A 23,559-nucleotide genomic window follows, 5' to 3' on the forward strand; every position below is an offset into this window, starting at 1 on the left:
TGACAAAGACGGCGCGTTACAGGTCCGGCGAGGGGGCGATCAGGCCCTCGCGCAGCGCAAAGGCGATCAATTGCGCCACCGAATGCACGTCAAGTTTCTGCATCAGGTTGGTCCGGTGCCGGTCAACGGTCTTGGCGCTGATGCCCAGAATCCCGGCGATTTCCCGGTTCGACCGTCCCGCGACAATCAGGTTCAGCGTCTGGCGTTCACGGTCCGACAGGGCCGGGGCCGGGGGCGCGTCCTCCAGCATCTGACGGAACACCTGCGCGATGTGACGTTGCCCGCGCAGGATGCCGGGCAGGGCGCGAAACATCTCTGCATTGTCGCTGCCCTTGGAAAACAACCCATCGACGCCACTGGCCACCAGTTCACTGATCTTGCCGGTCGCGGTCACACCGCTCAGCACAACCACCCGGCTTTCGGGGGACCAGCGCCGCGCCTCGATCAGCACTTCGAGACCTCCGGCCATGGGCATCTGCACATCCAGCAGCAACAGCGCCGGGCGGTGCTTGCGCACCGCGGCAATGGCCGACAGACCGTCCGCCGCCTCTGCCACCACCGCGATTCCCGCCGGTTCCACAAGGCCCGGTGTCTCAAGCGCGGCCCGCAGCCCGCTGCGGACAATGGCGTGATCGTCGGCGACAACGGCATGGAAACGGGGCTGGGTCACTGTATGCTTTGTCCGGGACGCATGGAGAGGATGTCTTGCGGACAGTCATAGCATTTTTCCTGTCCTGTTCGATGGTTCTGTTCGCCGCGTCGGCCCCTTGGGCAGAGCCGCCGCCCGTGCTGGTCCTTGATCCCGATGGCCCGGTGGACCTGAACGGCGGGCAGATGCGCTTTGCCCCCGACGTGGGCGATACCCTCGGCGATCTGGCGCAGCGGTTTTCCGATGGCAAGCTGTCGGCCTCCTTTGCTGACAGCGCCGCCGGGGTGCGGCCCTATCAACCGCTGTGGGGGCTGGTCGAACTCCAGAGCGGCGCACCCCGCGACGGGCGGCCGCCGGACGACTGGGTGCTGGCTTCGGACATTGACGGGCTGATCGCGCTGGACGTGGTTCTGATCCGGCTGGGTGCCGAAACCGAACAGTTGCTGGCGCATGACATCCGCCGCCCTTTTGCGCCCGGTGACTACGCCGTCACCCGGCTGGTCAGCGCCCCGTTCACGCTGCGCCCCGAAGAGCGGGCGCTGCTGGTGGTGCGCATGGTCCACGGCGCGGTCGAGTCGCTGGACCTGCGCCTTGAGCGCGGCGAGGCGGTGCGGGCGCAGGCCTTTGCCAGCGGTCTGGCGCTGGCCGCCTTCTACGCCTTCCTGCTGTCCTGTCTGATCATCTTCGCGGTGTTCAGCGCGTTGATGCGGGACAGTGTCGGCGTGACCTATGCGGCGCTTTTGCTGCTGGGGCTGGGGTTTGTCGCCTATCTGGACAACTTCCTGTTCCGCTGGCTGTACCCCGCGCGCCCCGAATTTCATCTGCCGTTCGGCATCGCCTTTCTGCTGGTCCTCACCGCGCTGGGTTTCTACAGCGCGGCGCTGTCGCTGAGCCGTTTTGGCGGTGCGCCCGGCGTCAGGCGGCCCCTTGTGGTGCTGGCGGGGGGGACGCTGGCCGCCATCGGTCTGGTTTTTGTGCTGCCGGTAGAGGTCATGGCGACGGCGGCCTATGTCCTGCTGGCGGGGATGCTGGTGGCGCAGGTTTTTGCGGTCTTTCACTGGGACAGGTTGGGCGAGCTGTCGCGCCGGTTGTCGCGGCTGATCCCGGTGATTGCGCTGATCGGGCTGGGCGGCGTCGTTGTGCTGGCCATTGCGCGCAGCCCGGTCGGGGCGCTGTCGATCCCGTGGGCGATCAAGGGCACCTACGCCACGCTGGCCGTCGGGATCATGGCCAGCCTGTCGGCGGGCCTGATCGACATGCGGCGCGCCCATGCCGCGGCGTTGGCCCGCGAAATGGCCGCCACCCGCAAAGAGGCGGCGACCGCGCGCGATCTGCTGGCGGCAGAGCGGAACCATGCCCGCATGCGCGAACTTGCGGATCACCGCAGGTTGCAGATGGCGGGCATGTCCCACGATATCCGCCAGCCGCTGGGCGCGTTGCGCCTGTCGATCGAGGGCATGGCGCGCGACGCGCCGCAAGAGACGCAGGCCCAACTGCAAGAGGCTTTTGATTATATCCAGACGTTGACCGCGCGCCAACTGGACGCGGCAAGGGATGAGGCCCTTGCAGAGGTTCAGGGCACACCCCGGCAGGACTCGGCCGATGAAACCGAACCCTATCCGGTGTCGCTGGTGCAGGAGGCCGTCGGCCAGATGTTTGCCGATGAGGCGCGGGCCAAGGGGCTGGACCTGCGCATCGTCGCAAGTTCGGCGCAGGTGCGCGTCCCGCCCCTGCACCTGATGCGTATTCTGTCGAACCTTGTGTCCAACGCGGTGAAATATACCGATCAGGGGCGGGTGCTTGTCGGTGTCCGCAGGGGCCGCGATCACCTGTGCCTACAGGTGCTGGACACCGGCCCCGGCATGGGTCCAGAGGATCTGGACCGGACCCGGCAAGCCTGGCAATCGGGTGCGGACAGCACCGGGCACGGGCTGGGCCTTGCCATCTGTCACCAGCTTGCGGCGCAGAACGGGCTTGACCTGACGGTTGTGTCCCATCCGGGGGCGGGCACGGTGTTTTCCCTACGGATGCCAAGGGAGACGGATACATGATGCGACCCGCCAGCGTTATTCTGCTGTGCACCGCCCTGTGGCCCGCTGCGGGCGGCAACGCCCAGACCACCGTGCCGGGCGCGGGGGCCGTCACCCCGCTGGAGGTGCAGGCCTTCACCCGTGCGGATGCCAACCGTGACGGGCTGTTGAGCTTTGCCGAATTCCGGGTGTTTGTCCGGCAGATGGCCGCCGGGGGGCAGTCCACGGCGATCACCATTCGCACCTTCGGGGCCTACCGGCTTGCATTCCGAAGGGTGGATGCAGACCGCAACGGTCTGGCCACTCCCGGAGAGTTGCGGCGCGCCGACACCGGCTTTCGCGCGGGCAACTGAGGGGCCGGGGAGCGCGCAAAACCCATCAGGGAATTGGGGGATCACCCCCATTCGGGGCGTGATGACCCGGCGCTATCCTTGAGGCCGTCTGCCGGGGCACCGCACCCGGCGTTGCACAGGATTGCCCCCATGCCCCCTCATGCCATTGCCCGTTGCTGCGCGATCCTGCTGGTGTTGAACCTTGCCCCCGAGAGGTCGCAAGCCGACCCGCCCGATGGCCCATGGCGGGGGGCTGACGGTCCTCAAGCGGCGCTTGTCAGCGGCACCTATGTCGGTCAGTGGCGCGACGGCCCGCCGCTGGTCGAGACCGTGCAGATGGTCACGCCGGACATGATCACGCTGCAACGGCACAGCTATGCCTCGTCGCCGGTGACGTTCCGTCTGGTGGCCCCCGGCGTGTTCCGGGACCGGGACGGCAATCTGCTGACCCTCGTCTCGGCCACGCGGCTGATCTGGACCGACCGGCAGGGGCAGACCGCGGTGACATTCGACCGGGCCGACTGACCTTGGCACGGGGTCGCCCCGGCTCAGGGCGATGTGGCCGCCACCTTGGTTGCTGCCTTGGTCGGGGAGGCTACGCCGTCCTCGTCAAACTGCCCGATCCATTTCCGCACGCTGACCACGTCGAAATAGATCGACAGGACAGAGGGGAACACCAGCACCACCAGCACCATCGACGCCACAAGGCCAAAGGCCACGGACACCACCAAGGGCACCAGCGTCTGCACCTGCGGGCTGTTGTCCAGAATGATCGGGATCAGCCCCATGAAGGTGGTCGAGGTCGACAGCAGGATAGGCCGGAACCGATCCCGGACCGCGTTCAGCGAGGCCGAGACATAGTCGTCGTCCGTCAGGTGCGTCTGGAAGAAGGTCAGGAACAGGATCGCGTTGTTCACCACGATCCCCGCCAGCGAGGCAAAGCCGATCAGGCTGGGCATCGAGATATCCATGCCAAGCCCCCAATGCCCTAGAATGGTGCCGATCAGCGCAAAGGGGATCGACAACATGACCACCACCGGCAGGCTGTAGGACCGGAACTGAAAGGCCAGCACCAAGTAGACCCCGACCAGCCCCAGCAACAGCGCCGACATCATCGAGGATTGCGATTGCTGCTGTTCTTCCGTGGCACCCCCGATCTTGATCCGGACGCCGGGGAACGCCTCGGCCAGTTGCGGCGCAAGCTCATCCAGCACAACCTTGGAAATGGCGGTCGAGGTGGTGACGCTGCGGTCGATCTTGCCCTGAATGCGCGCCACGGCCATGCCGTTCTTGCGCGTCACGGTGGGGTAGCCCGCCGAATGCGTCAGGTCCGCCACCGTGGACAGGCTGGTCAGGACACCGCCCGCCAGAACGATGGGAAACCGCTCCAGCTCTGTCAGGCTGGCGACGGTATCGGCCAGTTGCACCCGTACCGTCCGGTCGCTGGCCCCAAGGCGGAAACTGTCGGTCTCGGACCCCTCAAAGGCGTCGCGCAACTGGGCGGACAGGGATTGCGGCGTCAACCCGATGGAATAGCCGTAGTTGTTCAGCCGGATCTGTACCTCGTCGCGGCCGCCATAGAGGTCCTGAAAGGCCTCTGTCACGTCATCGCGGGCCAGCAGTTTGGTCAGCAGCACCCCCGAGGCCTCTTCCAGTTCCCCCAGATCGCGGCCCAGCAGTTCGACATCCAGATCCTGCCCGCCGGGGCCGGTCTCGGCCTGCGAAAAACTGATCTGGACAATGTCGGGCAGCGGGCCTGCGGCCACGCGCCAAGCCTCCAGCACGTCGTCGGCCAGCACGTTCCGCAAGGAGCTTTCCAGCAGGTCGACGGTGATCGTCGCGGTGTTCGACCCATTGTCCGACACATCGGCGTTGACGGCGTATTGCACCAGCACCCGCTCGACCAGCGGCGCGCCGCCTTCGGTGCCGGGGGTCAATTGCGCGTTCACCTGTTCCAAGCCGCGCAACAGCTGGTCCACCGTTGCCACGGTGCGCTCTCGCGCGATGCCAGAGGTCAGCGACACCCGCGTGACCACCGTATCGCTTTCTGTCGCCGGAAAACCGATCACCTTGATTTGGCCAGACGCAATCAGCCCGATCGACAGGATCAGCGCGGCGATCACGGACCCGAACGTCAGGTAACGCAGCCGCACAAGGGCCGACGCCAGCGGCATCACCAGCCGCTCCTTGAACCAGTCCAGCGCGCGGGCGGCGGGGCGGGTCTCATGGGCGTCGGGATCGACCTGACCCACGTGGCTGAGGTGGTTGGGCAGCAGCAGGAACCCCTCGATCAGCGACAGGGACAGGGTGATCAGCAGAACCATCGGAATGAACTTGAGGATCTGACCCATCTCGCCGGACAGGAACATCAGCGGGCCAAAAACGCAGGCGGTGGTCAGGAAAGAGGACAATACGCCCGGCAGAACCTCCATCGTGCCGCGCGCGGCGGCCTCCAGCGGGGGGACGCGGCGACGCCATTTGTCGATGTTCTCGGCGATCACGATGCTGTCGTCCATGATCAGACCCACGGCCATCAGCAGGGCGATCAGGGTGATCATGTTGATGGTGATGCCCAGCACGCTCATGACAAAGAGCCCGCCCAGAAAGGACACCGGCAGGGCGGCGGAAATCCACAACGCCTCGCGCAGCGAAAAGAACAGCCACATGGTCACAAAGACCAGCACCAGCCCCATGCCGATGTTTTGCAGGATCAGCGTCAGCCGTTCCTCGATCAGCTCTGTCATGTTGTTGATCACGGTGATTTCAAACGGATCGGGCCATGTGGCGCGTTCTGCCTGTAGAACCGCATCGACCCGTTCATAGACGCGGATGCTGTCCTCGTCGGCGGATTTGGAGATCGAGATGATCGCCGTCTGCACGCCGTTGATATAGCTTTGCCGGTTCTCGTCGCTGTCCACCAGTTTGACGCTTGCCAGATCGGACAGGCGCACCAGCCCGCCATCGGCGTTTTCGATCACGATCAGGTCTTCGAGATCGGCAACGGTGCGGCTGGCCCCGACATAGCGCAGGATCACGCTCGACTCGCTGAGATCCGCGCTGCCCAGCGGCTGGCGCAGGCTGCGCGCCTCGATGGCATTGACCAGATCGCGGCTGGACAGGCCGAAGCGGCGCAGCGCCTGCTGGTCAAAGGTCACCTGCAACTCGCGCCCGGTGATGCCCGACACGGTGGCGTCGGCCACCCCCTGCAAGGCCAGCAGGGTGTCGGCCAATTCGTCCGCATAGGCGATCAGCCCCTCTTTGCCGGTGATCCCGGAAATGGCGATCATCGCCACCAGATCGCTGCGCGAGGCGACCTCGACCGCCGGAGTATTGGCGTCGTCGGGAAAGTCGCCAATGCCCGAGACGGCGGAAAACACGTCGTTGAAAAACTGGATGATGTCGCCACCTTCCTCCAGTTCCGCCGTGGCGGCGGCGCGTCCATCGATGGACAGACATTGGAAGTCGGCAAGCCCGGACAGGCCGGTCAGCGCGTCCTCCAGCGGGCCGCAGACCTCTTCGTCCACGTCCAGCGCCGATGCGCCGGGATAGGCGACAGAGACGGCAACGCTGTCCGAGGTGAACTCGGGGAAGGTTTCGCGTTCGATAGTGCTGATGACAGAAATGCCCAGAATGCAGATCAGCGCCATCAGCAGGTTGGCCGCCACCGGGTGGCGCACAAAGTAGGAGATCATTTGGGTTCTCCGTCCACGTCGACCGGGCTAAGCGCCATGCCCGCTATCGGTGGACGCGGCGCGGACAGGACCAGACGGTCCCCCGCGACCAGCCCGTCGCGTACCAGAATGCGCGCGTCCGCGACCGGGCCCAACACAACCGGCGTGATCGCCAGCCGGTCGTCGGCATCGGCGACATAGACAAAGGGGGTGCCGTCATCGGCCTGATGAACCGCCGTGCGCGGAATGGCGATGGCGTCCTCCGGTGATGTCGCCTCCAGCACCACGGACACAAAGCCGCCGACGTTCAGCGGGGGCCGCCGGGCCGGTCCTCCGGCCAGAAACGGGTCGTCGACGCGGACCGCGATGCCGATGGTGCCGGTCTCGCTGTCGATGGTCCCCCGGAACCGGATGATGTCCGCCGGATAACGCGCCGCGCCCCCGGCCAGATCCAGCCGCACGCTGGCGGTCACGCCGGACTGCTTGAGCAGGTCCACCACCTTTGTCGCGTCGATTTCTGTGGTTTCGGCGATGCTCTGGCCCAGCGATGTCTGCACCACAGAGCCCAGCACCTGCGGCTGGAACGAGGCCACGACCTCGACCGCGTCGATGGCATCCAGCGTCAGCAGTTGCTCTCCGGTGCGGACGAACTGGCCGACCTCGACATTCGCCTCGGCCACGCGCCCCCGGAACGGGGCCGTCATGGTGGTGTTGTCCAGCGCCCGTTCGGCCTCGGCCAGTTCGGCCTGCCGCACCGCCAGCGTCGCCTCGGCAGAGGCGCGCCGCGCCGGGTATAGGTCCAGCGTGTTGGACAGTTGCGTGACCGCGTTTTCCTGCGCCAACAGGGCTTTGCGCGCCGTATCAAGCGAGGCCGCAGTGCTGGTGCCCCGGTCCACAAGGTCACGGACCCGGTCGAATTCCGCCTGCGCCACGACGCGGATGCTTTCCTCCAGCGCCAGCAGGCGGCGCGCGTTTTCCTCTTCGCGGTCCAGTTCCGTCAGCGCGGCCTCTGCGGCGGCGATATTGGCACGCGATTTCTGGATCGCCAGATCGAAATCGGTCTTGTCGATCTGCACCAGCAGGGTGTTTTCCTCGACCAGAGTGCCCTCTGCCAGATCGCCGACAAGGTCCAGAATCCGGCCGTCCACCTGCGTCACCGCTGTCCAGCTGTGCATCGCCGCGACCCGACCATAGCCGGTGGCGGACAAGGGCAGGGCCCCCGCCTTGACCGTCATCACCCGAACGGCAAGCCGGGCCTCCTCGCGCGTTTGCGGCTGGCTGTCCTGACCGCTGGTCATCCACATGAAACCGGCCACACCAAGCGCGAGGGGCGGCAGCACAAGCAGGGGTTTCAAATTCATCGGTCAAGGCTCCAGTCTGGCTCGGGACGGACCCCCGGCAACATGCGACCGGGGTTATACGCATCGGGCGGCAATTTCCGTCGCGCAATCCATGCCAGCCGTTTTGGCCAAGGGCAAAGGTCGAATTGCCGCCCTCAGCGATCTTGCGCCAGCGCCCAGTCCACCCCGGCCTCGGCCTGCGCCATCTGTGCGGGGCATTGCGACAGCCACAGGTTCAGCGCCCGGTCGGCCTGCACGGACAGCCCTTGCAACCGAACGGCCAGCACGGCGCTCTGGACGCACCACGCCGCGCGCAGGACCGCATCGGCAGCATAGAGACGCGCCTTGGTATCCGCCACCTTCAGCCGCCCGATCAGATCCGCGAAACGCGCCAGCAGCGGGGTGACGGAGCGGTCGTCGGGCACAGTGTCGGCAAAGGCGTCAAGCGCGCGGTTGTCCTTGAGCAGGCGACGCAGCACCAGATCCTGCGCCTGCATCCCGGTTGTCCCTTCGTAGATCGTGGCGATGCGCACGTCGCGGAAATGCCGCTCGGCGGGCCATTCGCGGGTATAGCCCGCCCCGCCCAGCACCTGAATCGCCGCGCTGGCGTTGTCCTGACCCAACTCGCCGCCAAAGGTCTTGGCCAGCGGCAACAGCACCGGGGCCAGCGCCGCCGCCCGATCGCTGCCCGCCTTGGCGGCGTCCAGCGTGCAGGCGGTGTCCAGCACCAGCGCGGCCAGCAGCAGGGCGCGGGCCTCCATCAGCAGCAATTGCCGGTCCACATCGGGATGCGCGGTGAGGGGAACGGCGGGCGCCGCCGGGTCGCCGCCCTGTCGCCGGTCCTGCGCGTAAGCGCGGGCAAGGCGCGCGCAACTGGCGGCGACACCCGCACCTTGGGTGCCCACTTGCAGGCGCATCCGCTCGATCATGGTGAACAATGCGGGCAACCCGCGCCCCGGCGCGCCGATCATCGTACCTGCCGCATCCTCGAACCGCAGCACACAGGTCGGAGAGCCATGCAGCCCCAGCTTTTCCTCGATCCGCTCAACATGGATGCCATTGGTCGCGCCGTCGCCGGTGACATTGGGCACAAGGAACAGTGACAGCCCGCGCGTCCCCTCTGCCGGGTCGCCGGTACGCGCCAGCAACAGGTGGCCGATGCGGTCGGTCATGTCCTGATCGCCGAAACTGATCCAGCATTTGGTGCCGGAGATGCGCCAGCCGTCGCCCTCGGGGCGGGCCTTGGTGCGGATGCGGCCCACGTCCGATCCGGCGTCGGGCTCCGAGATGCAGATGGTCGCGGCCCATGTGCCGTCCGCCAGCCGGGGGCACCATTCGGCGGCCAGATCCGGCGCGTTGGCCGCAAGGCAAAAGGCGGCTGCGCGGCTTGATCCCGGCAGCATCATAAAGGGCAGGGCGGCCCCCTCCATCGGCAGGGCGGCGGCAACGTGCAGCGCCAGCGGCAGGCCCAGGCCACCCAGATCGCCGGGCAGGTCGGCGGCCAGCCAACCGCCGTCCCCCAGCGCGCGATAGGCCGCGCCATAGCCCTCTGGCGTGCGCACCCGGCCCTTGTCGATCCGGCACCCCTCGGCGTCGGCCCGCGCGGCCAGCGGCGTCAGCGTCTCTTCGGCCAGCTTGAACGTCTCGGCAAGGATCTGCGTCACGGCGGTGTCATCCAGCCCGGCAGCGGTCGATTGCGCGGCCCAGCCCGGTGTGCGGGACAGGATCTGCGCCAACAGCTCTGGCGTCATGACGTCACCGTGATCACGCGGGGGTCTTCCCCCCACAGCGCGGCGACAAGGTCCGCCCGGTGGCGCAGCACCGCGCGTTGATTGATCGAGCCTTTGTCCGTCACCTCACCCTTGTTGAAATCCAGCGGCACCGACAGGAACATCATGCGTTTGACGCGGCTGGCAGAGCCGGTGGCCCGGCTGGCGTGGGCCGACAGCCGGGACGCGGCGGCGGCGCGCACCGCCGGGTGGGTCAACAGCGCCTCACCGTCCAGATCCGCGCCCGCGATCTCGCGCAGGGCGGCCCGGTCTGGCACCACCAACGCGCCCAGGTCGGTATGGCCTTCGCCCGCGATCACACAATCGGTGGCGATCCCGCCCAGATCGTCGACCAGCTTGCCGCGCAGCGGCCCGACAGCGACCCAAGTGCCCGAGGCCAGCTTGAAATTCTCGGCCAGCCGCCCGTCGAACAGCAGCCCCTTGGCGGGGTCGTCCGGGTCGGCGAACCGGAACGCATCGCCAAAGCAATAAAAGCCTTCGTCGTCAAACGCCTCTGCCGTCAGATCGGGGTTGCGCCAATAGCCCGGCGTGATCGACGGGCTCTTGATCCGCGCCTCCAGCTTGTCGCCCTGCGGCACCAGTTTGACCGTCACCCCATGGGCGGGCAGGCCGAGGTTGCCAGCGGTCTCCTGCCGGTCGCAATTGATCAGCGCAAAGGGGCCGGTCTCTGTCGCGCCAAAGCCGGTGGTCAGCAGCACGCCGCCCGGCACCATCTGGTCCGCGACACGGGTCAGACGGTCCCAGACCGGCTGGCTCATGCCGGCCCCGGCGTAGAACATCATCTGCAACCGCGCGAAAAAGGTCTCGCGCAGTTTGGCGTCTGTCTCAAACGCGTCCAGCAACATCTGGTAGCCCAGCGGCACGTTGAAATACCATGTCGGAGAGACCTCGCGCAGGGTTTCGATCGTGCGCCCGATCCCGTCCGGTGTGGGGCGGCCATCGTCGATGTAGTAGGTGCCGCCATTGCACAGCACCATGTTGAACACCTTGTTGCCAGAGGCGGTGTGGTTCCACGGTGCCCAGTCGACGACCACGGGAGGCGTCTGCGTCAGAAAGGGCCAGGCCTGCCGGACGATCTGCTGGTTGGAGCACAGCATCCCTTGCGTCTGGATCACCGCCTTGGGGGTGCCGGTGGTGCCGGAGGTGAACAGGAACTTGGCCACCGTGTCAGCGGTGATCGCGGCGTTGGCGGCCTCCATCCCGGCGCTGTGGGCGGTGGTGCTGAGCGCCTCAAAAGCGTGCATGGCGCAGCCCGGTACGCTGCCACGCAGGGACGCCACCGGGATAGCGGTGCCAAAAACCTCTGTGATCGCGGCGGCAAAGGGCGTGGCGTCCTCGGCAAAGATTAGGCCGGGCGTCAACTGCCCGGCAATGTCACGCAGCTTGGCGTAGTCGCCGCCGGACAGCGCATAGGCCGGGGCCAGCGCGGCGGAGGGCACGCCGACATGCTGCGCCCCCAGCGCCATCAGCGCGTGGGCGTTGGAATTGCCCGACAGGATCAGCACCGGGCGGTCCGGTCCCAGCCCCAGCGCCACCAGCGCCGCGCCGATGGACCGGATGCGGTCAAACGCCTCGCCATAGCGCAAGGTCTGCCATTCCCGGTTGGGGCCGCGCTGGGCGATCCAGTCGACCTCGGGTGTGGTTGCGGCCCAATGGGCAAAACTGTCGGTGATGCAGCGTGGATAGGGCGCCAGCGGCGCGGCCTGCGACAGCAGGATGGTGCCGTCGGGACGTCTTGTGATGTTCAGCTCCGGGTCCCAGAATGCGACGAGCCGTTCGGTATTGGCCATGTTTCCTCCTCCATGACCGGAGGCGGATTGCCCCCCATGTCGGTGCTGAACTTGACTCGAATCGGATAAATTGTCTACTAGGAAACAATAATGATATCGCAAACAGCGAAACACCGAGGGCGGATGCACGGAACCGGATGTCAGGTCAGCGATGCAGAGCGGTCCGGCGGACCGGCCGTCCGGACTGCGGCACACGCCATGCGGAGGGGCCAGTGCCATGAGTGAAGTCTCTGAAAACGCGACCGAAACCGCCGTGCGTTATGGCCGCCTGTCGGATTCTCTGGGCTTTCTGCTGCGACTGGCGCAGTTGCAAAGCTTTGCCGATTTCTTTCGCACCTTCGAGGGCGAAGAGGTCAGACCCGGAGAGATCTCGGTGCTGATGGTGCTCCATGAAAACCCCGGTATCCGGCAGGGGTTGCTGGCCCGCGCGCTCAGCATCAAGCGGGCGCATATGACCAAGATGGTGCGCCAGATGGAGGCCGACGGCCTGATCACCCGCCGCGTCCCCGAAGACGACAAGCGCGCCATGGAACTGCGCCTGACCCCGGAGGGAGAGGCGCGGGTCAGGGCCTTGATGCCAACCTTCGCCGACCACGAGTCGCGGGATGCGCGGGCTCTGGACCGCGCCGAAGCCGCGGAACTGAAACGGCTCTTGCGCAAGATGCTGGGCGTGGCGCTGGACGGAGGCCGGACAGGGACGGACCGGTGATGCGTCCGGGCCGGTCGGGGTGGTCCGGCGCTGCCATCCGCGCCTATATCACCGCCGTTTCCACCGCCCGCCGTTCGCTCAGGATCCGGTCGAACCGCATCGGCGTCAGGTCGAGACTGCGGAACCCGCCGTGGGTGATCAATTCCGCGATGGCCCGCCCCATGGCCGGGGCTTGTTGCAACCCGTGGCCGGAAAAGCCGTTCTGGAACAGCAGGTTGTCCACCTCTGGATGCGGCCCCACGATGGCGTTCTGATCCAGCGTGTTATAGGCGTAGTGCCCCACCCATTCGGTGACGACGCGGATCGCCTCGAACTGTGGGATGCGGGTGGCGATGATCGGCCAGACGTGATCCTGCCAGCGGTCGTGATCCATGCGAAAATCGTCCGGATCGACCGGCAGATCCTCGGCGGGGGCGGCCCCGGCCATATAGGTGGTCGGTCCGTCCTGCCGGGTGTGCACGCCCGAGGGGTCGATGGTCAGCGGCAGCGCGCGGTCCAGCGGCTTTTCCGCCGTATAGACCCAGTTGAAGCGGCGGCGCGGTTCCACCGGCAGGGCGATCCCCGCCATCGCCGCCGTGCGTGCGGCGCGCGGTCCGGAGGCGTTGACCACATGGCCGCAGGCGATGACCTCACCCGAGGCCAGCGTGACTGAGGCCACGCGCGCGCCGTCGCGGGTCATGGCCACCACCTCGTTGCCGATATACTCGACGCCCCGGCTGCGCGCCGACCGGCGCAACCAGTCGAACAGGGTGCCGCCGTCCCAGTACCCTTCGTCCTTGGTGTTGATCGACCCCAGCAGGATGTCGTCCAGCGCGTAAAACGGATAGCGCGCGGCGATATCGTCCGGGGTCAGCAGTTCCGTCTCGGCCCCGACGCTCCGCTGCATCCGCGCGTTGACCCGCAATTCATCCGCAAAGCGCGGATTGTCCGCAAGGTAGAGATAGCCGAAATTCTGCACCGACAGACGCGGCGCGCGGGCATCGCCGATGCGGTCCGGCAGGTCCTTGATAAACGCGGCGGTGAACTGTGAGATGCGCACGTTCAGCGGGTCGGAAAACTGTTGCCGGATGCAGGAATAGGTGTGCGCGGTCGAGCACATGGCATAGCTGGGGTCGCGTTCCACCACCAGAACAGAGCCGTCGAAATCCGGGTTTTCGGTCAGGAACCACGCGGTCGCCGATCCCATGATCGCGCCGCCGATGATGATGACGTCATAGGCCGTTTTGGTGGGCGCTGAGGGAAATTGCAGGGTGGCCATGTGGCGAACGCTCCATCCTCGGGCAGGGGTGATCCCCCGGCGCGCAATACCGCCGGGGTGTGAGTCTGCATAGCCAAGGCGGGCGCGGTTTACCATATCCCTGCGGCGCGCGGACCGCTTGACCGGGGCGTTGGCCTGCGCCACTCTGGCGGCGATGGTGACCGCGCCCCGGCGTGGTCGAATAGGGAATACGGTGCGGGGCAGGCCCCCAAGTCCGTGACTGCCCCCGCAACTGTAAGCGGCGAGCCATCCCGTAAACACCACTGGGCCATCGGTCCGGGAAGGTTCGGGACTGTGCCTTGACCCGCAAGTCAGGAGACCTGCCATCGCCGGGCCCGTCTTGGGTCCGTTTTCACTGAAACCGGGCGGGGTGCTCCGGAGATGCGAGGACCCATGGCGCGTTACCGCCTGCTGACATCGCTGATCCGATCTGCAACCCGCCCCTTGCGCGGAGGGCGCGATGTCGATCGAACTAATCCTGACCCAGTTGCAATGCCGGGCCGAAACGCCGGAACGGGCGCATGAACTGGGCTGCATGGGCTACATGCAATGGCTGGGCGGCTTGCCCGGATGTGCCAGCTATGAGGCCGAGGCGGCGCGCGCATGGCGGCGCGCACAGCCCTTCGCCCGGACCGATCCGGCGGTGGCGGTCTTTTGCGCGCTGCTGGACGCATCGCTCCGGCAGCCGCTGCGGGCGCTGGACCTGACGCTGCCACGCGCGCAGCGGCGCGGCGGGGCGCGGCGGCGGCGGCTGTTGCTGTGACGCCCGCCGGGCGGGGGCGCCCCCGCCCGCCGAACCACACGGGGCGCGCGTCAGGCCGGGGCGTCCTGACCCGTCTCGGGGGTGGGCCGCACCAGATGCACCGTCCGTGTGGGAAACGCAAAGGCGACGCCGATCTCTTCGGCCAGTGCAAGGATGTCGAGGATCAGCGCCTGTTGCGCGGCAACCTGCGCGTCGTAGGTGAACACCTTGAAATGGCCCCACAATTCGATGTCGATGCTCTGCGGCCCCAGCGAGGTGATACCAATGGTGACGTTGTCGGTGTCGGCGTCCGGCTGATTGCGATAGACCTCTTTCAGCCGCTCGACAAACCGCGCCAGATGGTCACGCGGGGTGTCGTAGGTCAGCTGGATCTGCATCTTTATCTTGCGCCGCCGACGACTGCCCCAGTTCGAGATCACCTGATCGGACAGTTGCGCATTGGGCATGATCATCAGCGTATCGTCCAGTGTCCGCAGCCGGGTCGACCGCAGGCCGACCGTTTCGATCACCGCCAATGTCCCCGCCGCCTCGATCATGTCGCCTTTGCGAAAGGGACGGTCCGACAGCAGGATCGCGCCGCCGATGATGTTCGCCACCGTCTCGCGTGCGGCAAAGGCCACCGCGACGCCGCCGATGCCCAGCCCGGTCAACACGCCCTCGTAGGGCAGGCCGACAACATCCGCGCAGGCGATCAGCGCCCCGAGGATGATCAGCAGTTTCAGCAGCCCCTGCGCAAGGGACAGGACAATTTCATCCGTAAAGGCCGAGGTGCGCTCTGCCTGTGTCATCAGCCCGCCAAAGATCAGCGATACGGTCCGATAGGCCAGCGCCGCCATGGACAGGATCAACAGCACCGCCGACAGCGCCGACACCGGGCCGAAGGCGCGCAGCGCCAGCCCCAGCCGCTCGCTGGCATCCAGAAACAGCAGCGCCGCCAGCAACAACCCCGCCGGTCCGGCCAGTTGCGCGACAATGTTGGCCAGGACCCCGCTGCCGGATGCCAACGCCCGCACCACGCGCCATGCCAGTGCCAGCATGACGGCCATCACCAGCAGATAGCCGGCCAGCCCGATCCATTGCCAGATCTCCAGACCCAAGACACGGCGTTGCAGCCATCCGGACCATTCAAGAACCGCCTGCCGCGTGGCGAAATACTGCGACAGCGGCGGCGGCGCGCTCAGACCGGGGGCCAGCGGCATCCGCTCCAACGTTTCGTACAGCGCGGGCAGCGCCTCAATCGTCTCGCGCGAGAACCGCCAGAGCCGCTCGACCGGGCGGCCGTCCTCGTCCCGGATTTCGGTCGGCGCGATGGTGATCTTGCCCATCGGATGCCGGTAATAGGGATAGGGCAGCGGCCGCGCGGGATCGTCCGGGATTTCTTGCCAGTAGATAAAGCCGATCCTGTCGAGGGTCCGCTTGAGATAGTCGGCCATCAGCGCGCCCTCGGCGCGGCGCAACTGGCGCGGCACGTGGTCAAGGTCCAGCGCGCGCAAGGCCCGCGCGCCGCCCGCGCCATCCCAATCCTTGGACCCAAGGATAAAGTCCATCATCACCATGCGCGGCGACCCGGCCCGCGCCTTTTCCAGCTCGTCCAGTGTCTCATGTCCGCGCGCCCGGATCAGCCGGGCCAGATCGGCCTGAAGGATCGGGCCGGGCGGCACCACAAGCCGCCAAAGGTCCGCGTCGTCCAGCCGGAATTTCAACTGGTACGTCGTGCCCGACCCGGCGGGGCCGATCTCAAAGCGCAGCTCGGTGCCCGGCTCTGCCTCGTCTGCGGGCACCGGCGCATCCCACAGCCGAAAGGTGGAAATGTCGAGGATATGCCAAAGCGCGCGCCGCCGCCGGTCATGATCCGAAGAATCGCCATCGGGTCCGTCATAGGCCAGCAGCGGCTCGATCCAGCGGACCTGACCCTCGCGGCCATGATATTGCGCGTCGTTGCCCGCGGCGAGAATGCTGCGCAGGGTCGCCTGAGGGGTTGCCCCGCTCCACCAGTCGGGGCGTTGCTGCTGGGCGATCCCGGCGCGGTGGCCGTTCCACCAGTCGCCGGTGCCGAAACGTCCGGCAAAGCTTTGGCCATCCTGAGACAGCACAAAAATGAAATCGCCGCTTTCCCCCGCCTCTTGCCAGAGGCCGCGCAGAATACCGTCCTGCGTGGTGCCGGTGATCCGCCCGTCGCCGGGTTGATAGGTGCCATAGACCGCCTCTCCGCGCTGTTCCAGAAGGACAAAGGCCTCTCCGGCGGACCAATAGGTTTGCCAGTCACCGGGCCAGCCGTCCTGCGCCGCACCATGGCGGGGCAGGGCGGCGCACAGGCCCAGTATCAGTATCAACAGCGGTATCCGGCGCAGGTCCAGAGGCATCGGCATGTCCTCGTCAGGGGTTCGGCGCAGCTTAGGTGCAATGCGCGCCGCTTCAAGCACCCTGCGCCGGGCGTGGCCCTCGTTTTTGTCCGATTCGGTCGGACCAGGAGGCGGGTCCGGGGCCAATTTGTTGCGAATTGACCACTTTTCCGGCACGGGCCGATACCGGCAATAATTGTTCCAAGCGGTTGAAAACAGGCCTTTTCCGGCCAAGGTCGCACCCCTGAACAGAGTGTTTCCCAAATGTGCCCGAAATCGCCACCAGAATGCGAACAGGTCTGTATAGGCTGCGCCCATTCGAGTAACGCAGTTTTGTGGCAACTTCGGGGCGAATAGGCCCCATGATCGACGTATGAGCTCCCGGTGGATGCGATCCGCCCCGGAAAAAGGGACAACCTGCGATGACGCTGCCAGCGCCGACCGGAACCTTCACAGGCCCGCTGCGGATTGACGTCGCGGTGCAGTATGACGGGCTGGGCACGGGGCCGTCGCAGCCGTTGGTTGCGCTGGGCGCAGAGGGGGGCGCGGCGCGCCTGACCCTTGGCCAGCTTGGGGCCAGTCACGATCTGTATTTCGAACTTGTGCAGGGCGGGTCGGTGTACCGGCTGGTGGCCGATGAGGCGCTGGTGTCCGGTGAAACCGCCAGCTTTGCCGCCGTGATCGACGAAAACGGCGTCATGGCGTTGTTCAAGGATGACACGCTGCTGGCGGAGAGGCCCGCCGAGGTGCCTTTGGCGCTGCCGGTCGATGACCTGCGCGGACCGGCGACGCCAAACGACGCCACGGTGATCGACCTCACCGTAGAGCCGATCAGCCCGGCCATGGCCGGCGGTGACATGGCGATTGTCGCGCATCCCGACGATGACCTGTTGTTCATGAACCCGCATGTGGCCGAGACCATCGCCGATGGCGGCCCGATGACCACGGTTTACCTGACCTCGGGCGACGCCGGGGACGATGCCGGCTATTGGGAAGCGCGCGAAATGGGGGCCAAGGCCGCCTATGCCCAGATGGCGGGCGCCGATCCGGCGGACTGGGTGGATGAGACCGTGACGCTGGACGTGGATGGCGTCGCCTGGGAGGTGCAAAGCAGCTATCTTGCCGATGATCCGCAGGTGCGGCTGTATTTCCTGCGCACGCCGGACGGGATCGACGGCGGCGGCACCGACACCTATGGCTTTGGCAGTCTGGAGCGGTTGCTGGAGGGCGAGGCCGACCGGATCACCACGGTGGACGGTCTGACGACCTACACCACCGAGGATCTGACCAAGGTGCTGGGCGCGATCATGACCCGGCACATGCCCGACGACATCCTGTTGCAGGACGACACCAGCGAGATCGAGCACAGCGACCACGTCCACACCACCGAGCTCGCCGAGGCGGCTCTGCCGCTGTACGGCGAGGACGTGACGGTGACGCATTTCACCGGCTACATCAGTTGGGCCGGAGAAGAGAACCTGACCCCGGATGAGGTCGCGCTTGTGACAGGTGTGTTCGAGACCTACGCCGCCTATGATCCGCTGGTGACAGACGAAACCGGCGCGCTGCGCGAACCCTATACCGACTGGGTACTGCGCGAATACGTGACCGAACAATACCACATCGTTGACGGTGAACGCATAGACGGCCCCTTGCCCGAAGAGGACCCTGAGCCAGTTGACCCTGATCCGGTTGACCCTGATCCGGTTGACCCCGAGCCAGTTGACCCGGACCCGGTTGACCCCGAGCCTGTCGATCCCGATCCGGTGGATCCAGACCCAGTAGACCCTGATCCGGTTGACCCCGTTCCATCGGGCGGCGGCGCTTTCGGCCCGAACGGGGCCTATGCCCAGTTCCTTGCCGGGAATGCCGGGAAATGGGGCGCTCTGCCCAACCCGACACCGGGGCCGACCGATCCCATCGACCCGACACCGGACCCCGTTGACCCGCCGCCTGTTGACCCACCGCCCGCCCCGTCCGGTGATCCTTTCGGATCTGGTGGATTGTATGAGCAATTGATGCTGTCGAGCGCCGCACATTGGGAAACGCTCGCCTCGGTGGACGAAGAAGACCCGCTCGACGACCCAGTTGATGTGGTCTGACCGCCCGGACACCCCGGCAGACACCCCGGAATTCACCCGGCCCTGACGGCGGCGGGGGCTTTGCCATGTCGCCTTTGGATCATGTTCTGGACATTTCTGTCTAGTGCTCTTTGAAAGCGCCCCCTAGCCTGCCTTCAAACAGCGAAGCCAGAGAGGGTCGGACATGAACACTCATTACCGCGTGGTCGTCATCGGCGGGGGCGTTGTCGGCGCGTCTGTACTCTATCACCTTGCGAAACTGGGCTGGCGCGATGTCTGCCTGCTGGAACGCGCGGTCCTGACGGCGGGGTCGTCGTGGCATGCGGCGGGCGGCATCCACGCGCTGAACGCGGACCCGAACATGGCCGCGCTACAGGCCTATACCATCGACCTGCTGCCAGAGATCGAAAAGGAATCCGGTCAGAACATCGGCCTGCACATGACCGGCGGTCTGACGCTGGCGGGCACGCCCGACCGCTGGGAATGGCTGCAATCGGCCTACCGGGTGTTTCAGTCCATCGGCATCGAGGATTGCGAACTGCTGACGCCGGAAGAGGCGCAAAAACGCTGTCCGATCATGTCGACCGACGGCATCCTTGGTGCCATGTGGGCCGACCGTGAGGGCTATCTGGACACCACCGGCACCGTTCACGCCTACGCAGGTGCCGCGAAAAAGCGCGGGGCCACGGTCCACGAACACACCAGGGTTCAGGCGCTGGAACAGACCGGGGATGGCTGGAAAGTGGTGACGGACAAGGGCACGATCACCTGTGAACATGTGGTCAACGCTGCTGGCCTGTGGGCCAAGCAGGTCGGCCGCATGGCGGGGATCGACCTGCCCCTGTCGCCGCTGAAACACCATTACTTCATCACCGACACCGTGCCGGACATCGCGGCCCTCGATTTCGAGGTGCCGATGACCGTCGACCTTGAGGGGTTCACCTACACGCGGCAGGACCAGAACGGCCTTTTGGTGGGTATCTATGAGGTCGACCACGAACACTGGGCGATGGACGGCGCGCCGTGGGATTACGGGATGGAGCTGTTTCAGGAACAGACCGACCGCATCGAAAAGGAGTTGATCTGCGCCTATGAACGCTATCCCGCGCTGGAAAACGTCGGCATCAAGACTTGGGTCAACGGCGCCTTTACCTTTTCCCCCGATGGCAACCCGCTGGTTGGCCCGGTGCGGGGCAAGCGCGGTTACTGGTCGGCCTGCGCGGTCATGGCCGGGTTCCTACAGGGCGGCGGCGTCGGCAAAACACTGGCCGAATGGATGATCCACGGCGAACCAGAGGCCGACGCATGGTCGATGGACGTGGCGCGCTATGGAGATTACGCGCAGAACAAACGCTATATCAAGGAAACCACCGGGCAGTTCTATTCGCGCCGTTTCGTGATGACCTACCCGAACGAACAACTGCCCGCTGGTCGCCCGTTGAAAACTGCGCCGGCCTATTCGGCCATGTCCGATGCGGGCTGCAAATGGGGCGTCAGCTGGGATTTAGAGGTGCCGCTGTATTTTGCCCCCAAGGGGTTTGAGGAGACACCGACGCTCAAACGCTCCAATGCCTTTGACATCGTGGGCGCGGAATGCCGCCATGTGCGCGACAAGGTGGGCCTGATCGACATCACCGGCTTTTCGCGGTTTGAGGTGTCCGGCCCGAACGCCGAAGGCTGGCTGGACCGCATCATGGCCTCGAAACTGCCTGCGCCGGGGCGGGCAAAACTCGCCCCGATGCTGGAACCGGGCGGGCGGCTGAAGGGCGATCTTACCGTGTTCAACTGGGGCGATGGCACATGGTGGATCATGGGCAGCTACTACCTGCGCGCATGGCACATGCGTTGGTTTGAGGATCACATCGACGACGGCGTGCAGGTCCGCGATCTGGGCGAAGAGGTCTGTGGTTTTGCCCTGACCGGGCCGCGCTCGCGCTCCGTGATCGACAAGGTCTGCGAGCGCGCGGGCGACCTGCCGTTCATGGGCTGCGCGGCGCTGGATGTGGGTCTGTTCCGGGCGCGCGTCGCGCGCATGTCGGTGGCGGGTGAACTGGGGTACGAGATCAACGTCCGCTACGGCGACCATATCAAGCTGCGCGAACTGCTGCTGGAGGCGGGGGCCGATCAGGACATCCGCGAATACGGCTTCAACGCCATGCTGTCGCTGCGGCTGGAGAAATCCTTTGGCATCTGGTCGGCGGAATTCACCCAAGGGTATACGCCCGGTGAGACCGGCATGGACCGCTGGATCGACTGGGACAAACCCGATTTCATCGGCAAACAGGCGGCTCTGGCGGAAAGGGAGGCCGGGGCCGCGCGCCGGGTGGTGACGCTGGAGGTCGACAGCCTGAAGGCCGACGCCAGCGGGTATGAACCGGTCTGGAAAGACGGCGCAAAGGTCGGCTTTGTCACTTCGGGCGGATACGGGCACACATTGGGAAAATCCTACGCCTTGGCGATGGTCCGGACCGATGCGGCGGCAGAGGGCACAAACCTGTCCGTGCATGTGGTCGGCGTCGAATGTCCGGCCCGCGTGATCGCGCCCTCACCCTATGACCCGGCGGGCAAGGCCATGCGCGCAAAGTCGGGCGCGGCGTCATGAGCACGCTGGCGGAAAACACCGGCCGTCGTCGCCGCAAACGCGGCGGCGACACCCCCACCGCCAAACGCCACGTCAACTATCGCCAGTTGAAGAACCCTTTCACGCCGCAAACCGTCTTTTCCGAAGACCGCGTTGCCGCGATCCACGACACCTCTTTAAGGGTGCTGGAGGAACTGGGCATCAAGGTGCTGCTGCCCGAGGCCCGCAGGCTGTTTGCACAGGCGGGCGCGCGCGTCGATGACGACAGCCAGATGGTCCACATCGGGCGCGATATTGTTACTGCCGCGCTGGCCTCCGCCCCGCGTCAGTTCACCCTGCACGGCGGCGCGCCGGACCGACATATTGACATGCAGTTAGGCAGCCTTGCGTTCCAGTCCGGGGCAGGGGCGCCGAACTGTTCCGACATGTTGCGCGGTCGCCGTCCCGGCACCTTGCGCGACGTTCAGGAACTGACCAGGATCGTTCAGCATTTCGACGCCATCCAGATGCTGTCACCGGGGGTAGAGCCGCAGGACATTCCCGTCCATCTGCGCCACTACGCCTTTACCCGGATGCAGCTCAGTATCTCGGACAAGGTGCCTTTTGTGTTCTCGCGTGGCACGGCGCAGGTCCGCGACGGGTTTGAGATGATCGCGGGTTTTCGCGGGCTGTCGGACGATCAGTTCATGCAAAACCCGCATTGCTATACGATCATCAACACAAACTCGCCGCGCCAGATCGACATTCCCATGGCGCAGGGGCTGATCGACTTTGCCCGCCACGGGCAGGTCTCTGTCGTCACGCCGTTTTGCCTGATGGGGGCCATGGCGCCGGTCACGGTGGCCGGGGCGATCACCCTCTCCCATGCGGAGGCGCTGGCCGGGATCACCCTCACCCAGCTTGCCAACCCCGGCGCGCCGGTCTGCTACGGGGCTTTTGCGTCCAACGTCGACATGAAAAGCGGCGCGCCCGCCTTTGGCACGCCGGAACAGGTCAAGGCCAGCCTTGCCGCCGGGCAACTGGCGCGGCTGGTCGGTCTGCCGTGGCGCAACGCCGCCGGATGCGCCGCCAACACCAACGACGCGCAGGCCGCGCATGAGACAGAGATCAGCGCTTGGGGGGCGCTGCTGTCGGGGCCAGCATCATCATCCACGCGGCAGGCTGGATCGAGGGCGGACTGACCGTCTCTTACGAAAAGCTCATCACCGATATGGAGATGGTGCAGGTCATGGCCGAACTCTGCGCCGCCACCCCGGCCGAGGACGCGGACATCGGCTTTGACGCGCTGGCAGAGGTGCAGCCGGGCGGGCATTTCTTTGGCTGCGCGCATACCATGGACCGCTACGCCACCGCCTTTTATGAACCGCTGGTGGCGGACTGGACCAATTTTGGCACATGGACGGAACGCGGCGCGCGGGACGCCAACGACCGGGCGCTGGACCTCTGGCAACAGATCCTGTCCGATCACCGCGCGCCCGCCAATGCCACCGGCGACCGTCTGGCGGCGCTGGATGGCTTTATCGCTACACGCACGCAGGAGGGCGGCGCGCCGCCCGCCGACTGATGGCCGAAGACGACCTCCCCGGCAATATCAAGGTGACGCGCGCCGACTGGCTGCGCACCGCGATGGAGCTGCTGGTTTCGGACGGTGTGCAGTCGGTCAAGGTGCAGACCATCGGCACCCGCCTGGGCGTGTCACGCTCCTCGTTCTACTGGTATTTCCAAAGCCGTCAGGATCTGCTGGACCAACTGCTGGCGGAGTGGGAGCGCACCAACACCGGCGTCATGATCGCCCATGCCGCGCTGCCCGCGCCGACGATCACCGCCGCGCTCAACAATTTCTTTCGCTGCGTGGTCGATCCTGAGGGGTTCAATCATCAACTGGACTTTGCGGTGCGCGAATGGGCGCGGCGCGATGCCCGCGTGCGCGGCGTGATCGACCGGTCCGACACAGCCCGCCAGCAGGCGCTGGCACGGATGTTCGCCCGCCACGGCTATGACCCGGCAGAAGCCGACATCCGCGCCCGCGTGCTGTATTATCAGCAGATCGGCTACTACGCGCTGGAATTGTCCGAGACCGTCGAAGAACGGCTAAGCCGGGTTGAGGGCTATTTGTATTGCTTCACGGGCGTGGTTCCGTCCAAGGAAGAGGTCGAAGACTTCAAACGTTACGCGCGGGGCGTTGCAGGCGGACACACGCGCCCTATCTGACAGGCAGAATCC

Annotated in this window: 15 protein-coding genes, 1 pseudogene and 1 riboswitch; of the genes and pseudogenes, 9 read left to right on the forward strand and 7 right to left on the reverse strand. The window is 66.1% G+C overall.

Annotated elements, in window-relative coordinates:
- Window positions 1-16: 16 nt before the first annotated feature.
- Window positions 17-670 (reverse strand): LuxR C-terminal-related transcriptional regulator, encoded by a 654-nt coding sequence (locus tag ACN0S5_RS17390; RefSeq protein ID WP_417210008.1) that lies wholly within the window; start codon window positions 668-670, stop codon window positions 17-19.
- 35 nt (window positions 671-705) lie between these two features.
- On the opposite strand from ACN0S5_RS17390, the gene ACN0S5_RS17395 reads away from it, so the two are divergent.
- The 3 genes from ACN0S5_RS17395 to ACN0S5_RS17405 all read left to right on the forward strand — a co-directional run bounded on the left by ACN0S5_RS17395 (window position 706) and on the right by ACN0S5_RS17405 (window position 3,536).
- On the forward strand, window positions 706-2,700 hold the full coding sequence (locus tag ACN0S5_RS17395) for an ATP-binding protein (protein ID WP_417210009.1): 1,995 nt from the start codon (window positions 706-708) through the stop codon (window positions 2,698-2,700).
- Window positions 2,697-3,032, forward strand: a complete 336-nt coding sequence (locus ACN0S5_RS17400; RefSeq protein WP_417210010.1) for a hypothetical protein — start codon at window positions 2,697-2,699, stop codon at window positions 3,030-3,032. Before ACN0S5_RS17395 ends, ACN0S5_RS17400 begins: the two co-directional genes overlap by 4 nt.
- 129 nt (window positions 3,033-3,161) lie before the next feature.
- Window positions 3,162-3,536: a hypothetical protein gene (locus tag ACN0S5_RS17405; RefSeq protein ID WP_417210011.1), complete on the forward strand. Its 375-nt coding sequence runs from the start codon at window positions 3,162-3,164 to the stop codon at window positions 3,534-3,536.
- 23 nt (window positions 3,537-3,559) lie between these two features.
- Here the strand turns inward: ACN0S5_RS17405 and ACN0S5_RS17410 are convergent, their stop codons facing one another.
- The 4 genes from ACN0S5_RS17410 to ACN0S5_RS17425 all read right to left on the reverse strand — a co-directional run bounded on the left by ACN0S5_RS17410 (window position 3,560) and on the right by ACN0S5_RS17425 (window position 11,602).
- Window positions 3,560-6,703 carry an efflux RND transporter permease subunit gene (locus ACN0S5_RS17410; protein ID WP_417210012.1) on the reverse strand — a complete coding sequence of 1,048 codons (3,144 nt, stop codon included), beginning with the start codon at window positions 6,701-6,703 and terminating at the stop codon, window positions 3,560-3,562.
- The gene (locus ACN0S5_RS17415) at window positions 6,700-8,043 is read right to left on the reverse strand and encodes an efflux RND transporter periplasmic adaptor subunit (protein ID WP_417210013.1); all 1,344 of its coding nucleotides are present in this window, start codon (window positions 8,041-8,043) and stop codon (window positions 6,700-6,702) included. The genes ACN0S5_RS17410 and ACN0S5_RS17415 overlap by 4 nt, the downstream gene beginning before the upstream one ends.
- 134 nt (window positions 8,044-8,177) lie before the next feature.
- Window positions 8,178-9,773, reverse strand: a complete 1,596-nt coding sequence (locus ACN0S5_RS17420) for an acyl-CoA dehydrogenase family protein (RefSeq protein ID WP_417210014.1) — start codon at window positions 9,771-9,773, stop codon at window positions 8,178-8,180.
- Window positions 9,770-11,602 (reverse strand): feruloyl-CoA synthase, encoded by a 1,833-nt coding sequence (locus tag ACN0S5_RS17425; protein ID WP_417210015.1) that lies wholly within the window; start codon window positions 11,600-11,602, stop codon window positions 9,770-9,772. The genes ACN0S5_RS17420 and ACN0S5_RS17425 overlap by 4 nt, the downstream gene beginning before the upstream one ends.
- 217 nt (window positions 11,603-11,819) lie before the next feature.
- Here ACN0S5_RS17425 and ACN0S5_RS17430 point away from each other — a divergent pair, with 217 nt between their 5' ends.
- Window positions 11,820-12,311, forward strand: a complete 492-nt coding sequence (locus ACN0S5_RS17430) for a MarR family winged helix-turn-helix transcriptional regulator (protein ID WP_417210016.1) — start codon at window positions 11,820-11,822, stop codon at window positions 12,309-12,311.
- Window positions 12,312-12,354: 43 nt separating this feature from the next.
- Here ACN0S5_RS17430 and ACN0S5_RS17435 read toward each other — a convergent pair whose 3' ends face one another.
- The gene (locus tag ACN0S5_RS17435) at window positions 12,355-13,569 is read right to left on the reverse strand and encodes an NAD(P)/FAD-dependent oxidoreductase (protein WP_417210017.1); all 1,215 of its coding nucleotides are present in this window, start codon (window positions 13,567-13,569) and stop codon (window positions 12,355-12,357) included.
- 138 nt (window positions 13,570-13,707) lie between these two features.
- Window positions 13,708-13,912, forward strand: a riboswitch (cobalamin riboswitch).
- Window positions 13,913-14,029: 117 nt separating this feature from the next.
- Between ACN0S5_RS17435 and ACN0S5_RS17440 the strand changes: the two genes are divergently transcribed.
- Window positions 14,030-14,332, forward strand: coding sequence for a hypothetical protein (locus ACN0S5_RS17440; protein WP_417210018.1), 303 nt, complete (start codon window positions 14,030-14,032; stop codon window positions 14,330-14,332).
- Between the two features lie 50 nt (window positions 14,333-14,382).
- Here the strand turns inward: ACN0S5_RS17440 and ACN0S5_RS17445 are convergent, their stop codons facing one another.
- A complete protein-coding gene (locus tag ACN0S5_RS17445) occupies window positions 14,383-16,695 on the reverse strand; it encodes a mechanosensitive ion channel family protein (protein WP_417210019.1) in 2,313 nt (770 codons plus the stop codon).
- A 401-nt stretch (window positions 16,696-17,096) separates the two neighbouring features.
- Here ACN0S5_RS17445 and ACN0S5_RS17450 point away from each other — a divergent pair, with 401 nt between their 5' ends.
- The 4 genes and pseudogenes from ACN0S5_RS17450 (at window position 17,097) to ACN0S5_RS17465 (ending at window position 23,547) form a co-directional block, all read left to right on the forward strand.
- A complete protein-coding gene (locus ACN0S5_RS17450) occupies window positions 17,097-18,776 on the forward strand; it encodes a PIG-L family deacetylase (RefSeq protein WP_417210020.1) in 1,680 nt (559 codons plus the stop codon).
- 163 nt (window positions 18,777-18,939) lie between these two features.
- Window positions 18,940-21,357: a GcvT family protein gene (locus ACN0S5_RS17455; RefSeq protein ID WP_417210021.1), complete on the forward strand. Its 2,418-nt coding sequence runs from the start codon at window positions 18,940-18,942 to the stop codon at window positions 21,355-21,357.
- Window positions 21,354-22,900 (forward strand): annotated as a pseudogene (locus tag ACN0S5_RS17460) (trimethylamine methyltransferase family protein). Before ACN0S5_RS17455 ends, ACN0S5_RS17460 begins: the two are co-directional and overlap by 4 nt.
- Window positions 22,900-23,547: a TetR/AcrR family transcriptional regulator gene (locus ACN0S5_RS17465; protein WP_417210022.1), complete on the forward strand. Its 648-nt coding sequence runs from the start codon at window positions 22,900-22,902 to the stop codon at window positions 23,545-23,547. Before ACN0S5_RS17460 ends, ACN0S5_RS17465 begins: the two are co-directional and overlap by 1 nt.
- Window positions 23,548-23,559: the final 12 nt, after the last annotated feature.

The organism is Antarctobacter sp., assembly GCF_048262615.1.
GTDB lineage: Bacteria > Pseudomonadota > Alphaproteobacteria > Rhodobacterales > Rhodobacteraceae > Antarctobacter.